This is a genomic window from Acidimicrobiales bacterium, from assembly GCA_035546775.1.
Classification (GTDB): domain Bacteria; phylum Actinomycetota; class Acidimicrobiia; order Acidimicrobiales; family JACCXE01; genus JACCXE01.
On record DASZWD010000033.1, the window covers coordinates 1 to 14421 of the forward strand.

General features: G+C 69.4%; 9 protein-coding genes, 2 tRNA genes and 1 other RNA gene. 5 read left to right on the forward strand and 7 right to left on the reverse strand.

Features of this window, described 5'->3' with window-relative positions:
- Together VHC63_08155 and tadA are read right to left on the reverse strand one after the other, a co-directional pair.
- Nucleotides 1–90: transfer RNA gene (locus tag VHC63_08155), tRNA-Ser, on the reverse strand.
- 33 nt (nt 91–123) lie between these two features.
- Nucleotides 124–576, reverse strand: coding sequence for a tRNA adenosine(34) deaminase TadA (gene tadA / locus VHC63_08160; protein HVV36563.1), 453 nt, complete (start codon nt 574–576; stop codon nt 124–126).
- A 197-nt stretch (nt 577–773) separates the two neighbouring features.
- Here tadA and VHC63_08165 point away from each other — a divergent pair, with 197 nt between their 5' ends.
- Nucleotides 774–1862 (forward strand): caspase family protein, encoded by a 1089-nt coding sequence (locus VHC63_08165; protein ID HVV36564.1) that lies wholly within the window; start codon nt 774–776, stop codon nt 1860–1862.
- On the opposite strand, the gene VHC63_08170 is transcribed toward VHC63_08165, so the two are convergent.
- The 3 genes from VHC63_08170 to ffs all read right to left on the reverse strand — a co-directional run bounded on the left by VHC63_08170 (nt 1859) and on the right by ffs (nt 5851).
- Nucleotides 1859–3394, reverse strand: a complete 1536-nt coding sequence (locus VHC63_08170; protein ID HVV36565.1) for a Ppx/GppA phosphatase family protein — start codon at nt 3392–3394, stop codon at nt 1859–1861. The two genes, VHC63_08165 and VHC63_08170, sit on opposite strands and share 4 nt — an antisense overlap.
- A gap of 31 nt (nt 3395–3425) precedes the next feature.
- Nucleotides 3426–5576, reverse strand: coding sequence for an RNA degradosome polyphosphate kinase (locus VHC63_08175; protein HVV36566.1), 2151 nt, complete (start codon nt 5574–5576; stop codon nt 3426–3428).
- A 175-nt stretch (nt 5577–5751) separates the two neighbouring features.
- Nucleotides 5752–5851, reverse strand: an RNA gene (ffs, locus tag VHC63_08180) — signal recognition particle sRNA small type.
- Between the two features lie 69 nt (nt 5852–5920).
- Between ffs and VHC63_08185 the strand changes: the two genes are divergently transcribed.
- Nucleotides 5921–6005 (forward strand) — tRNA-Ser (locus tag VHC63_08185).
- A gap of 34 nt (nt 6006–6039) precedes the next feature.
- On the opposite strand, the gene VHC63_08190 is transcribed toward VHC63_08185, so the two are convergent.
- Nucleotides 6040–7650, reverse strand: a complete 1611-nt coding sequence (locus tag VHC63_08190; GenBank protein ID HVV36567.1) for an AMP-binding protein — start codon at nt 7648–7650, stop codon at nt 6040–6042.
- Between the two features lie 42 nt (nt 7651–7692).
- Between VHC63_08190 and VHC63_08195 the strand changes: the two genes are divergently transcribed.
- From VHC63_08195 to VHC63_08205, 3 genes are all read left to right on the forward strand, one after another.
- Nucleotides 7693–9534 carry a CocE/NonD family hydrolase gene (locus VHC63_08195; GenBank protein HVV36568.1) on the forward strand — a complete coding sequence of 614 codons (1842 nt, stop codon included), beginning with the start codon at nt 7693–7695 and terminating at the stop codon, nt 9532–9534.
- A 155-nt stretch (nt 9535–9689) separates the two neighbouring features.
- Nucleotides 9690–11429 carry a CocE/NonD family hydrolase gene (locus tag VHC63_08200; protein HVV36569.1) on the forward strand — a complete coding sequence of 580 codons (1740 nt, stop codon included), beginning with the start codon at nt 9690–9692 and terminating at the stop codon, nt 11427–11429.
- Nucleotides 11430–11431: 2 nt separating this feature from the next.
- Entirely contained in the window at nt 11432–12862 is a 1431-nt protein-coding gene (locus tag VHC63_08205) for an amidase (GenBank protein HVV36570.1), read from the forward strand.
- Here VHC63_08205 and VHC63_08210 read toward each other — a convergent pair.
- A complete protein-coding gene (locus VHC63_08210) occupies nt 12859–14334 on the reverse strand; it encodes a hypothetical protein (GenBank protein HVV36571.1) in 1476 nt (491 codons plus the stop codon). The two genes, VHC63_08205 and VHC63_08210, sit on opposite strands and share 4 nt — an antisense overlap.
- Nucleotides 14335–14421 lie beyond the last annotated feature (87 nt).

A 14421-nucleotide genomic window follows, 5' to 3' on the forward strand; every position in this document is an offset into this window, starting at 1 on the left:
TGGCGGAGGGGGTGGGATTTGAACCCACGGTGAGGTTGCCCCCACAACGGTTTTCGAGACCGTCCGATTCGGCCGCTCTCGCACCCCTCCCGGTACTGCAGGTGTAACAGCGGAGCGATCAGATTACAGATTTCGGCGATCGGCGAAGAAGCCTGAGAGCAGGGCGGACGCTTCGTCGGCTCGCACGCCGTGCTGGAGTTCGACCGTGTGGTTGAGCCGGGGATCGCTGCAGAGGTTGTAGAGCGACCCGCAGGCGCCTGCTTTCGGGTCAAATGCGCCGAAAACCAGCCGTTTCACCCGCCCCGCGACCAGGGCGCCGGCGCACATCGGGCACGGCTCGAGGGTGACGACCAGCGTCGCGTTGGACAGGCGCCAGGTGCCGAGGGTTGCAGCTGCGTCACGAAGCGCGAGTACCTCGGCATGGGCGGTGGGGTCGCCAGTAAGCTCCCGCTCGTTGTGGCGCTGGGACACCACCTCTCCTTCTCGCAGTACGACCGCGCCGACGGGTACGTCGCCGTGGGCGACGGCCGCGGCCGCCTCGAGGAGGGCGATTTCCATCGCCGCGTCGTCGGTCATCGAATTTCCTCGCGTTCTTTTCGGGTGCAGCAGGAACTCACAGGTTCCCGGCCGAACTCTTCTTACATCGATCACTACGTTCGGGCGGCGCTGGGGCCGTCCGGTCGTCTCGAATGCCGGAGCTATCGCAGGGGTCTGATCGCGACATGAGGGGTCTCCGGCGTCGGGTAGCAGCGGCAGTAGCCGTCGCAACGGTCATGGGGCTGCTCGGGGGCGCGCCGGTGCACGACTTGTCGTCGCTGGCGCAGCGCGCCCGTGGCACCGACCACCTGCCCCGCACGTCGCTCTCGCAGGACATGGCGCTGGCGCCGGTCGATCCGGTGGCCTCCGACGGTCTTACGACGCAGGTCTCGGTCCTCCAGTCCGACACGGTGCCGGTCGACTCCGTGATCAAGACCGCGCCGCAGCAGTTCCACGGCGCCGCGCCGGCCCGCGTCGCTCCGCCGTCGTCGCTGGGCGACAGTTCGGTGTCGGCGCAGAGTGCACGCCAGGGCGGTACGTGGGCCGTCTCCATCGGCATCAACGACTATCCGGGCACCGAGAACGATCTGAGCTCGGCGGTCAACGACGCCAACGACGTCGTGCAGGCGCTCGAGTCCCTGGGCGTTACCGGTGACCACATTCTCGAACTGCGCGACGGTCAGGTGAACCGCAGCACCCTGTTGCAGTCGGTGGCGTGGTTGGCCAATCACGCCGGACCCGACGCGGTCGCGGTCTTCTTCTACGCCGGTCACGTCCGCAAGACGCAATATGGCAACGAGGAGATCGTGACGAGCGATGGCTCCTCGGTTTCCGACGCCGAGCTGGCGCGCGGCCTCGACCGCGTCGCCGCCAACCATGCGTGGATCGGCATCGCGTCGTGTTACGGCGGTGGTTTCACAGAAGTGCTCGACCGGCCGGGCCGCGTCCTGACCGCCGCCGCTGGCGCCAACTCGCTCGCCTACGAGAATTCGTCGATCGGACGCAGCTACATGGTCGAGTACATGGTGCACCAGGCGATCATCGAAGGCCGCGCGTCGACGACCGTGGAGACGGCGTTTGACTACGCAGTGCAGCGCATCCAGCAGGAACACCCCGGCCGTGAACCCGTCGAGTACGAGACAGGCAACGGCGCGCTCGACCTGCGCCCGCCCGGTGCGGGGGCGCCGCCGCCGCAGTTCGACGGATCAGGTCCCGCCCCGTCGAACTCGCAGTCGCCGCCGACCACCGCCGCGCCCGAGTCGGGTGGCTCCGGTACCGGCCAGCACTGCACCGGCAAGGGCCTCTTCCGTTACTGCACGAACTAGGACGGCTCGTCGACGAGTTCGATCGGTAGCCCGAAGGCCTTCTCGAACAGGCCGCGCTTGCGCCGCACGCCCCACCGTTCGAGGTCGGTGTCCTCGCTGCCTTCGATCACCAGTTCCACCTTGTCGTCGCGCACGACGGCCGTGACGAGGTCGACGGCGTCGTTGTGGCTGCGGTCGAGTCCGTCGGCGACGCGCAGGATGGCCACCAGTTTGGTGACGCGGTCGCGCTCGTCGTCGTCGAGCTGGCGCATCGGTTCGTAGGACGCCGGCTTCGGCGTGCCGCGGCGATGGAATCGGCAGATCGTCGCCAGCATCACCACTTCTTCGGGCGGGAAGCCGCGCAGGCGGCCGTGCTCGATCAGGTAGGCGCTGTGCTTGTCGTGATTGTCGACGGCGACGTGTTCGCCGATGTCGTGGAGCCACGCCGCGTGCTCGAGCAGTTCGCGGTCGACGGGCGACAGGCCGTGCAGGGCGATGGTGTCGTCGAAGATGGCGGTGGCGAAGCGGGCCACTTGATGGGCGTGCGCTTCGTTGCCGCCGTAGCGACGGAACAGCGCGTGCACGCTCTCGCGTCGCATCGAACGCGGGTCGACCCAGTCGAGCGCGTCGTGGTGCCCGATGGCGTCGAGGATCATGCCCTCGCGCATCGACCACTCACTGACCGTCAACTCGTCGAAGCCGAAGAGCTCCATCGCCACCTGCAATACGACCGAGCCCGCGGGCATGATGTCGGCGCGTCGGGCGTCGAGTCCTTCGATCGAGCGACGCTCGGCGACGGTCATTGTCTGCATGTCCTTGTGCACGCGCTCGAGTTCCTTCGCCGTCACCGTCAGCTGGTGCAGCGCGTTGGGAGTGGCGGTGGCGATGGTGGGCGCGGCGAGGCGGGCGAGCGACGTCAGGGTGCCGCTGGTGCCCACGAGCATGCCCGGGCGGAAGCGCTTGGTCGCTTGAGCGACGGGACCGAGCAGCGCGCGCGCCCGGTCGCGCACGCGGGTGAGCTCGATGGGATCCGGTGGGTCCGACGTCATGAACTCGGCGGTGAGCCGCGCCGCGCCGAGCTTGAGACTGGTGGCCCACAACATCCCCGAGGCGTCGCCCACCGACACCTCGAGGCTGCCGCCACCCTGGTCGATGCACACCGCCGGCGGTTTGTCGATGAGCACGCTGGCGCGCACGGCGGCGAAAATCAGGCGCGCCTCGTCGAGCCCGGTGATGACCTGGATGCCGACGCCCGTCTCCTGCTCGATCAGATCGACGACCTCCGCGCCGTTCTCGGCTTCGCGCAGCGCGGAGGTGGCGTAGACCACCCATTCGTCGACGCCGATCGCTTCGCCATGCGCCCGCATGCGGCTGATGCTTTCGATGGCGGCATCGACCTTGTCGGGCGGGATGCGATGGGTGGTGGCGACGCTCTCGGCGAGGCGCAGCACGTCCTTCTCCCGCAACAGCGTCTCGAAGTGCCCGTCGGCGTGCGCCTCGACGACGATGAGGTGAAAGGAGTTGCTCCCGAGGTCGAGAGCGGCGATGCGCATCCGTCACACCGTACGCCCGCCGGCGCGGCGGCTAGCGCGATCGACCGAGACGCGGGCGCCAGCGCCGCAGCGGCGAGATCGCCGCGACCGCGTCGGTGCGGCGCGAGCCGCGTGCCAACGCCGCGTCGCGCAGCTTGCGCTGGCTGTCGACGAGGTTGTCGCCGATGAGATGGAACCAGTTGCCGTCGGGTTCGAGCTGCCACGCCGAGATGTCGTCGGCGAAGTCGACGTCGATGATCTCCTGCAGCCGGTCCTTCAGCGCGTCATCTTCGACCGGCATGACGACTTCGATGCGCCGGTCGAGGTTGCGTGGCATGAGGTCGGCGGATCCGAGGAAGAACGTCGGCGGCGTCGTGACGCCGCCGAACATCCACAACCGCGAGTGTTCGAGGTACCGGCCGACGACCGAACGCACGCGGATGTTCTCTGACAGTCCCTTTACGCCGGGGCGCAGGCAGCAGATCGAGCGCACCAGCAGGTCGACGCGCACGCCGGCGTTCGACGCGTCGTACAGCGCGTCGATGACGGTGGTGTCGACGAGGCCGTTCATCTTCATCACGATGCGGCCGTTCGTGCCGAGCGCCGCTTGCTCGGCGATGAGTTCGAGCAAGCCGCTGCGCAGGCCGTGCGGGGCCACAAGGAGCTTCTGGTAGCGGGTGTGGCGGCTGTAGCCCGTCAGATAATTGAACAAGTCGTTGAGGTCGTTGCCCACGACGGGATTGGACGACAGCACGCCGAGGTCTTCGTAGATGCGCGCCGTGCGCGGGTTGTAGTTGCCCGTCCCGATGTGCCAGTAGCGGCGGATCTGGCCGCTCTCCTGGCGCACGACGAGCGCCGTCTTCGAGTGCGTCTTCAACCCGATGAGGCCGTAGACGACGTGCACGCCCGCTTCTTCGAGAGCGCGGGCCCACTGGATGTTCGCCTGCTCGTCGAAGCGCGCCTTCAACTCGACGAGCGCTACGACCTCTTTGCCGCGTTCGGCGGCGGTGATGAGCGAATTGACGATCGGGCTGTCGCCCGACGTGCGGTAGAGCGTCTGCTTGATGGCGAGCACACGCGGGTCGAGGGCCGCCTGACGGATGAACTCCTCGACCGAGCTGGCGAAGGAGTCGTAGGGGTGGTGCACGAGCACGTCGCGGTCGCGCAGCACGGAGAAGAAGTTGGTGGGCTCGTCGTCGGAGCGCATGAGCCGCGGCTGGGTGACCGGCGCCCACGGCTCGTCTTTCAGGTCCGGGCGGTCGAGCTCGGCGATCTGCCACAGCTTGCCGAGGTCGAGTGGACCGGTGATGCGGTAGACGTCGGTGTCGTCGAGTTCGAGTTCGCGCACCAGCAGCGCCAGCAGGTCCTCGGGCATGTCGGCGTCGACCTGCAGCGTGACCGGCGTGCCGAAGCGGCGCCGCCGCCGGACTTCGACCTCGATGGCTTCGAGGAGGTCGTCGGCTTCGTCTTCTTCGAGAGCGAGGTCGGCGTTGCGGACGACTTTGAACAGGTGGTGCGACTCCACGACCATGCCCGGGAACATCTCGTCGAGGTTGGCGGCGATGATCTGCTCGAGGGCGACCCAGCGCCGCCCGTCCTCCAGCGCCACGAACCGGGGCAGCACCGCGGGGACCTTGATGCGGGCGAACCGCACCTCGGTGTCGCTCGGGTCGCGCACGGCGACCGCGAGGTTGAGCGACAGGTTCGAGATGTAGGGGAACGGATGGCCGGGGTCGACGGCGAGGGGCGTGAGGACGGGGAAGACCTGCTCCTCGAAGATCGTGGAGAGGTACTGCTGGTCGCGGTCGGTGAGGGCGGCGTACTCGCAGAACTCGATGCCGGCGTGCTTGAGCGCCGGCATGACGTCGTGGGTGAAGCAGCGGGCGTGGTCGAGCATGAGCCGGTCGGCGACCTGATGGATGGCGACCAACTGCTGGCGGGCGTCGAGCCCGTCGGCCGACTTGACCACCACGCCGGCGGCCAGCTGGTCCTTGAGGCCGGCGACGCGCACCTGGAAGAACTCGTCGAGGTTCTGGGCGAAAATGGCGAGGAACTTGACCCGCTCGAGCACGGGCAGGTTGGCGTCGCCCGCCAGGCGCAGCACGCGGGCGTTGAACTCGAGCCAGCTGAGTTCGCGGTTGAAATAGCGCTGCTCGGCGTCGGCCTCGTCGACGAGGTGGAGATCGGCAGCTCGCTGTGCCACGGAGCCACCCTAGGCACCGGAAAAGTGAACGGGGGATGAACAATCCCAACGCGATGGGGTCCGGCCATCCAGAGCGACGACCAGGCGACCCCTGAGTGGGGACAGGGCGCCGCGTGCCGGAGATCGGAGGACGACTTGTCGCGCCACAACGTCGAAGGGTCCGGCCATCCAGAGCGACGACCAGGCGATCTGCGGCACACAGCGTTATCCGCTGAGAGCTGCTGCCTTCCGGCCCTGACTCGGTTCACGGGGACGCCGTTGCGCAGGACCCGGCCGCCGCACTGCATGGTCGGACCCACTCAGAGGATACCTTTACTGGCTGCGTTCACCGAAAGGTGGGCCTCGGAGGGATGCGAGAGCGGCCGAATCGGCACGACTGGAAATCGTGTGTCCTGCAAGGGACCGTGGGTTCAAATCCCACTCTCTCCGCCGAAGAAACGAACACGTCGCGCATCGCGGCCGCTCAGTTGACTTGGCGACCGCCGGCGCTCCAGTAGCGCGCCCGTACCGCTTTGCGGTCGGGCTTGCCGAGACCGGTGAGCGGCAAGTCGGCCACGACCTCGAGCGTCTTCGGCGCGTACACCTTGCCCTTGCGTTCGCGCACGAGATCGATCAGCGACGCCGGGTCGGGCGTCGCGCCCGGGCGGGCGACGACGAAGGCGGTGACGGCTTCGCCCCAGCGTTCGTCGGGCACGCCGATCACGACGGCGGTGGCGACCTCGGCGTGGCTCGTCAAGACGTCCTCGATCTCGCGGGGGTAGATGTTGAACCCGCCCGAGATGACCATGTCCTTCTTGCGGTCGACGATGTAGAGGTACCCCTCGTCGTCGGCCGTCGCCATGTCGCCGGTGTGCAGCCAGTTGCTGCGGAACAACTCCTCGGTCAACTCGGGCCGCTTCCAGTAGCCGTGGGTGACGATGCGGCCGCGCACGCAGATCTCACCGGGCTCGCCGACCGGGACGGGTCGGTCGTCGTCGTCGAGCAACGCCACCTCCACGCCCGGTAGCGGCCGTCCGCACGAGCCGAACAGGTGCGGGCGGTTGACGTCGTGCTCCTGCTTGCGCAGCGTCGTGATGCACGCCGGAGCCTCGGCCTGGCCGTAGAGCTGGAGGAACACCGGACCGAAAACGTCGAGCGCCTCCCGCAGTCGCGTCGGGCTCATCGGCGCGGCGCCGTAGACGATCGTCTCGAGGCTCGACAGGTCAGCCGTGCGCACGCGGGGATGGTCGAGCAGCACGTAGAGCATCGTGGGCACCATGAACGTCGAGGTGATGCGGTGCCGCTCGACCGCGTCGAAGAACGACTCCGCGGTGAAGCCGCGCTGCAACACGATCGTGCCGCCCTGCATCCACGTCGGCAGGACGAACGCGACGGCTGCGTGCGAGATCGGTGTGGCCGCGAGGAAGCGCATCTCGGCGGGCAGCTGCCAACCCGAACAGATCAGGTTGTTCATCTCCACGACCGTGCGGTGGCGCTGCATGATCCCCTTGGGCAGGCCGGTCGTGCCGCCCGAATAACCGAGGCTGCACAAGTCGTCGGCCTCCGCCTGCGAGCGCAGCGGGCCCGCCGGCTCTGCGTCGGCGAGCGCGCTCAGGTCCTCGCCGACGTCGCAGGGCCCGACCGACAGGACGTGCTTCAGTCCCGGCACGCGGGCCGCGATCTCCGCCGCCGCGTCGCGGTACAGCGAGGGGTCGAACACGAGGCCGAGGGCTTCGCAGTCTTCGAGGATGAACGCCTGGTCGTCGACCGCGCCGAGCGGGTGCAGCGCGCCGGCCCAGCTGGCGAGGGTGCGCACCGCTAAGCCGACGAGGAGGGGCTCGGTCATGTTGCCGGCGAGCACCATCAAACCGTTGCCCCGCCCGAACCCGAGCTTCGCCAGCGCGCTCGCCAGCTGCGAGATGCGGTCGCGCACCTGCGCGTACGTGAGCTCGACGTCGCCGTCGACGATGGCGACGTGGTCGGGGTAGCGCTCGAGCGCCCACAGCACGAGGTCGACGTAGGTCGCATCCCGGCGCAGTACTTGGTCGTTGACGGTCACCGTCGTTGTCTCCCCCTGCACGTCGAACCCGCGCACATTAACGTGCGTTTACGCTCGGCAGCAACGAGGGGAGGGCGTATGGGCGACGACACCGAAGCGCGCGACGCGGCGTGGTGGTCGGGTGATCCGGCGCGCACGCCGGCGCGGATGTACGAACGGTCGGTACGCACGAGTCACTACGTCACCGTCCGGGATGGCACGCGCATCGCCGTCGACCTGTATCTGCCCGCGGGCGCGACGGGCCCGGTGCCCACGCTCCTGACGATCACGCCGTACTTCCGCTCGATGGAATTCCGCGCCCCGGTCTTGAAAGCGGTGTTCCGGGCGGCGGGCATGGCGGCGACGGAGTGGGGGCACGAAATGGCGCGCTTCGGCTTCGCCACCGTCCTCATGGACATGCGCGGTGCCGGCGCGTCGTTCGGCCAGAAGAAGTCGATGATGATGTTCGACGTCGTCAACGACGGCTACGACGTCATCGACTGGATCGTGGCCCAGCCGTGGTCGAACGGGCGCGTCGGGTCGACGGGCATCTCCGCGCTGGGCATGACGGGCCAGTGGTTGGCCACGAGCAAGCACCCGGCGCTCAAGGCGATCGCGCCGCGCTTCACCGTGTTCGACATGTATCGCTCGCTCCACTGCAACGGCGTCCACTGCCAGCGCTTCGTCGCCGACGTCGGTCGAATGCTGCGGGCGATGGACTCGAACCGGTTATGGGACACCGTCGAGAACCCTGCGGCCAAGGCGATGTTCTTCGCGCTCGTGCAGGGTGTGACGCCCGTCGACGACGACAAGGGACGCAAGTTGCTCGCCGCCGCCGTGGCCGAGCACGCCGACAACGAGGGTTTCGACGAGGACATCAGCGGCATCAGCTACCGCGACGACCTGTTGCCCGTCGCCGGCGGCGGCGCCACGCTCGACACGCAGGCGCCCGCGACCCACGCCTCCGACATGGAGGCCGCCGGGATCCCGATCTACGCCTACGGCGGTTGGTACGACGCGGCGTTCGGCCGCGAGATGATCAGCCTGCACAACACCGTGCGCACGCCGGGCAGCCGGTTGGTCCTCGGCCCGTGGGATCACGGCGCGAAGAACGACTGCAACCAACCGGTGAGCGGCAAGCGGCCCTCGGCGTTCGACCAAGCCGGCGAGCTGGCGCGGTTTTTCGACCTGCACCTGCGCGACGTCGACCACGGCGTGATCGCCGAAGACCCCGTGCACTACTTCACCATGGGCGAGTGTGTGTGGAAGTCGGCGCCGGCGTGGCCGCCGCCGTCGGAACCGGTGCGGTGGTTCCTCGCCCCGGGCAACGCGCTGTCCACGTCGCCGCCGGCTAACGCGGCGGTCGACGCGTACCGCGTCGACTTCGACGCGGGTACGGGCGTGTGGTCGCGCTTCGGCAAGCACCTGTCCGGCGGGTTCGACCCGGCGTCGTATCCCGAACGCGCCGACCGCGACCACAAGCTGCTCGTCTACGAAACGGCACCGTTTGCCGAGCCGACAGAGGTGACCGGCCACCCGGTCGTGCGCCTGTTCGTGACGTCGTCGGAACCCGACGCGTCGGTGATCCTGTATCTCGAGGACGTCGCGCCCGACGGCACCGTCGTGAACGTCACCGAAGGCCACATGCGCCTGTCGCACCGCAAGCTCGCCGACCCGCCCGACTTCTGGCACACCGGCCCCTTTCACAGCGGCAAGCGACAGGACTGCTCACCGGTCACGCCTGGCGAAACGGTGCAGCTCGACTTCGACCTCATCCCGGTGTCGTGGTTGTTCTGCCCGGGCCACGCGCTGCGCGTCGCCATCGCCGGCGCGGACAAGGACAACTTCGTGCGCATCCCGGCCACCGGCGACCCGGTCCTCGAGTTCGGGCGCGGGGGTGACGCCGCGTCCTACGTCGAGTTGCCCGTCGTCGCGCGGTGAGCGCCACCACCGACACCGCCTGGTTCACCGGGCCACCGAGCGCGAGCCTGTGTTCTGTCGCACCCGAAACGGGTGCGACAGAACACAGGCTCGGCTCTAGCCAGCAGCCGGCACCCATCTACAGCGGCCACACGCGCGAGTCGCGGTACATCACGATGAGCGACGGCACGCGCCTGTCGGCCGACCTGTACATGCCGAAGGGCCTGCCGATGGGCGAGCGCATCCCGGCGCTGATCTCGCAGACGATCTACGGGCGCGGGCTCGAGTTCCGCACGCGGCTGTTCGAGCGGTTGGCGCGGCGTCTCATGCCGGGCGTCATCGACATCGGCGAGGACATGGCGCGTTACGGCTACGCGACGGTGGTGGTCGACCTGCGCGGCTCGGGCGCGTCCTTCGGCAACAAGCGTGCTCACCTCATGCCGGACGCCGTGGCCGACGGCGCGCAGGTCATCGACTGGATCGTCGCCCAGCCGTGGTCGAACGGCCGCGTCGGCGCCACCGGGATCTCGGCGTTGGGGATGGCGGCGATGTGGCTGGCGACGTCGGGTCATCCGGCGCTCAAAGCGGCGGCGCCGCGCTTCAGCATCTTCGACATCTTCGCCGGCACGCATCCTGGCGGGTTGCTGCTGAAGAACCTCGTGGGTGACGTCGGCGCCCGCCTGCGCGCCCTCGACCAGAACCGCGTGCACGAAGGCGGCGGTGCGCCGGTGACGAACGCGCTCATTCGCCTGCTCGTGCGCGGCAACCGTCCCGTCGACGCCGATCGCGACCGTTCGCTGCTCGCGCATGCCGTCGCCGCGCGCGGCGACAACGAGTATTTCGACGAGACGATCGCGTCGAGCCGCTACCGCGACGACGGTCCGGTCGCCGACGGCATGCCGTTGCTCGACGCGCTGAGCCCGGCGACCCACGTCGACGCGATCGCGGGCGCGGGCGTGCCCGTCTACACCGTGGCCGGCTGGGCTGACTCGGCGTTCACGCGCGAGATGGCGAACATGTTCGCGACGCTGAGCCCGCGCGTCCCGGGCTGCCGGCTCACGATCGGTCCGTGGGATCACGGCGCAGCGCGGTTGCGCAGCCCGATGCAGGACAAGAGCCGTGCGCCCGACTTCGACTTCGCCGCCGACCTCGTGCGCTTCTTCGACCTGCACTTGCGCGACCGCGACTGGGGCCTGGCCGACGAGGCGCCCGTGCACTACTTCACCCACGTCGAGGAGCGGTGGCACGAGGCGGACTCGTGGCCGCCGCGTGCGATGCCGCAGGTGCTCTACGCGGGTGACGGCTGCCTGCTCGTGCGCGAACCGCCGGCGGGAGCGGGCGCCGACCGGCTGGTCGTGGCGGGCGACGCCGGCGCGGGGCGACACTCGCGGTACGCGTCTCCCGGCCTCGGGCGCGCCGCGACCGAAGAGCCGGTCGAGGCGACGCCGCCGGGTAGCAGCCTGCTGTATCGCAGCGACGCATTCGGCGAGGACACCGAGGTCACCGGGCATCCGTCGGTCACGCTGTTCGTCGGCTGCGACCGCGACGACGCCGCGCTGTTCGCCTACCTCGAAGACGAAGGGCCCGACGGCGCCCGCCGCCACGTGACCGAAGGGTTCCTGCTGCTGAGCCTGCGCGAGGTGCACGCCGACGCGCCGTACACCCAGGCGGGGCCGTGGCGGCCGATGCGGCGTGCCGACGAGGAGCCGATGAAGCCCGACGCCGTCGAGGAGATAACGCTGGACCTGCTGCCGGCGTCGTGGCTGTTCGCCACCGGTCATCGCGCCGTGTTGCGCGTCGTGGGCGCTGACCCCGCCAACTTCGTGACGCCGCTCGAGCCGGCCCCCACGCTCACGCTGCACCGCGGCGTCGACCGACCCTCTCGGCTCGTCCTTCCCGTCGTCGAAAGGAGCTGACCGTGCACGACGAACTCGCGTTCACGCCCGCGCTCGAGTTGGCGCGGCGCATCCGCGCCAAGGAGTTGTCGCCGGTCGAACTGGTGACGGCGTACCTCGAGCGCATCGAGGCGCTCGACCCGCAGATCAACTCGTACATCACCGTGGCGGCGGACCAGGCGCTCGCGGCCGCGGCCGACGCCGCCGAGGCGGTCGGCGGTGACGAGTTGCCGCCGCTGCACGGCATCCCGATCGGCATCAAGGACCTCATCGACACCGCGGGCATCCGCACGACCTGTGCCACCGCGGCGTGGCGAGAGCGGGTGCCCGCAGTCGACGCCGCGGTCGTCGCCAAGCTGCGCGCCGCGGGGTGCGTCATCCTCGGCAAGCACAACACGCCCGAGTTCGCGGGCGGCACCTTCACCGAGCCGCTCGCCTACGGCGCGTGCCGCAACCCGTGGAACCTGCAGTACTCGCCCGGCGGATCATCCGGCGGTTCGGGCGCCGCCACCGCCGCGGGATTGTGCGCGCTGGCCCTCGGCAGCGACGACGGTGGTTCGATCCGCATCCCGTCGGGGTGGGGCGGGCTCGTGGGCATCAAGCCGACGCGGGGCCGCGTCTCGGCCGCGCCGGAACCGTCGGCGCTGTACTACACGCCCGGCCCGATGGCCCACACCGTCGCCGACGCCGCCGCCATGCTCGACGCGATCTCGGGCTATGTCGTGGGCGACGCCTTCTGGGCGCCGGATCCCGCCCGGCCGTTCCTCCAGGAGGTCGGCGCCGACCCCGGCCGGCTCCGCATCGCCTTCACCACCGCAGGTGCCGACGGGGTGCCGATCGCGCCGGGTAACGCGGCCGCGGTGCACGCGACGGCGCAGGTGCTCGCCAGGCTCGGCCACGACGTGTTCGAGGTCGACGACTGGCCGGGGCGCGGCATGTTTCCCGACGACCGCGCCCTCGGGCTGCACGCGGTGTACGGCGTGCGCTTCGCCGCGCTGACCGACCACGGCGAGATGCCGCCGGCCGACACGCTCGAACCGGGCCAGCAGATGCTCACGATGATCGGCCGCGACGTGAAGGCGACCGACCTGTTCTACGCGTCGTACCTCGAGGGAAAGTCGGCGCGCCAGATCGTCGCGGCGTTCTTCGACCGCTGGGACGTACTGCTCACACCGGTGATCGCGTCGCAACCGACGACGATCGGCGAGATCCAGGCGGACCCGGCCAAGGCGCTGGGCCTGCTCCAGTCCATCCAGTTCACCGGGCAGTTCAGCCAGACCGGTCAGCCCGCGATCGCGGTGCCGGCCGACGTCGACGGCGACGGCCTGCCCGTCGGCGTGCAACTCGTGGGCCGTCCGGCCGACGAGGCCACGCTCATCCGCGTCGCGTCACAACTCGAAGTCGCACAGCCGTGGGCCGGCCGCCACCCCGCGCTGGGTGGTGCGACGACCTAGGGAACGTCGATGAGGCCGCCGGTGTAGCGGTAGCACGTGCACGCGTCGACGAACGCCAGCGGGCGTGCCTGGCGGGCGCCGTCGTAGCGGCCGGGACCGAACCGTGTGCCGAACGTCCACGGCGAGTCGTAGCTGGTGCCGAGCGTGTCGACCGCGGCCTTCAGTCCTGCGGCGGTGAAGACGGGCGACTTGTCGAGGGCGGCCTTGAGGAAGAACAGCCCGTCGCAGTACCGCTTGACCTCGTCGCCGTTGCGCCGCGTGATGGCGTAGCAGAGGTCCTCCGCCGGGTTGGTCCCGTGGGCGATCTCTTTGTAGAAGAGGTCCGAGGCCGGGAGCCACCCCAGCCCGATCGAGTTGTGGAGTTGTTCGGCGGGAGCGTTCTGCGTCACGAACGCCGGCACCTCGAGGCTGTTGAGCGCGTAGCGCGGGTTGTAGTTCTGCGAGTTGGCCGACGGCATGAACACAAACGGGATCGCCCCGCCGGTCGGCGACAGGATCACGTGGTTGATGCCCTCGGCCTTGAAGCGCAGCACGGCGTTGGACGCTTGGGTGAACAGCGCACCGACACCGGCGGCGGAATCGGGCGCATTGAACGCGACTTCGTCCGCGAGCTTGACGCCGTGCGCCGACAGGTGCGGCTTGATCACGTCGTTGGTGAAGTGGTGGTACACGCCGGTGTCCATCTCGACGAGACCGACCTTGGCGCTCGCGGCAAAGTAGCCCTGCGCGAACAGCGTGTCGATCCAAACGCCGAGGCGCTCGGCGCTGATCATGAAGGGCTGGAAGACCAGGCCCGGGTAGCGGTCGTACATCGTGTGGTCGAACAGCACCGCGGTCTGCGCGAGGAACGGCGTCCCCGACTTGGCGAGACAGTCGACCTCGTTGTCGGCGAGCACGGTGCCGATGACGGCGAACACCTTGTCGTCCTGCGTGAACGCGGTGCAGGCCTGCTCGGCTTGCGACTGGAACGTGCCCGCGGTGGGATCGGTGGAGTGATACACCGCCGTCACGGCGCGTCCGCCGATGCCGCCGTGCGTGTTGATCCACGACACGATCGGCTCGATGTAGGTCTTCCAGTCGTCGCCCGTCAGGTTGTTGGCACCGAAGGCGGCGTATGCCGCCGAGAGGTTCTTCGGATACCCGAAACCGATCTTGACCGATCCGTTCAGCGCGCTGTTGGGGGCGGCGGCCGGCTTCGGGGCCACCGCCTTGGTGTCGGCACCGGCGCCACCGGCGCCGCTCGTGCCGGCGGTGCCGCCGGCCGGATCTGTGGTCTCGGGGAGAGCCGTCGTGTCGAGGCCGCCGGTCTGCGCGTCGGCTCCGGTGCGCAGCGTCGCGCCGTCGCGCACCGGCGCGGCACCGGCGCGCAGCCGGGTGGTCGAGTTGCACGCCGCGAAGGCGAGGCATGCGACTGCGCACAGAACGACTCGAAGCGGCTTGACCACTTCGAGGTCGATTCGCGGGCTGCGCATGCGTGCTCCCCTCAGGCCCCCAGCGTGATTCCCCGTTAACGTAGCGGGTGATGGGGGTGGGGCGCGGTGCCTAGAGCCAAGGACAAC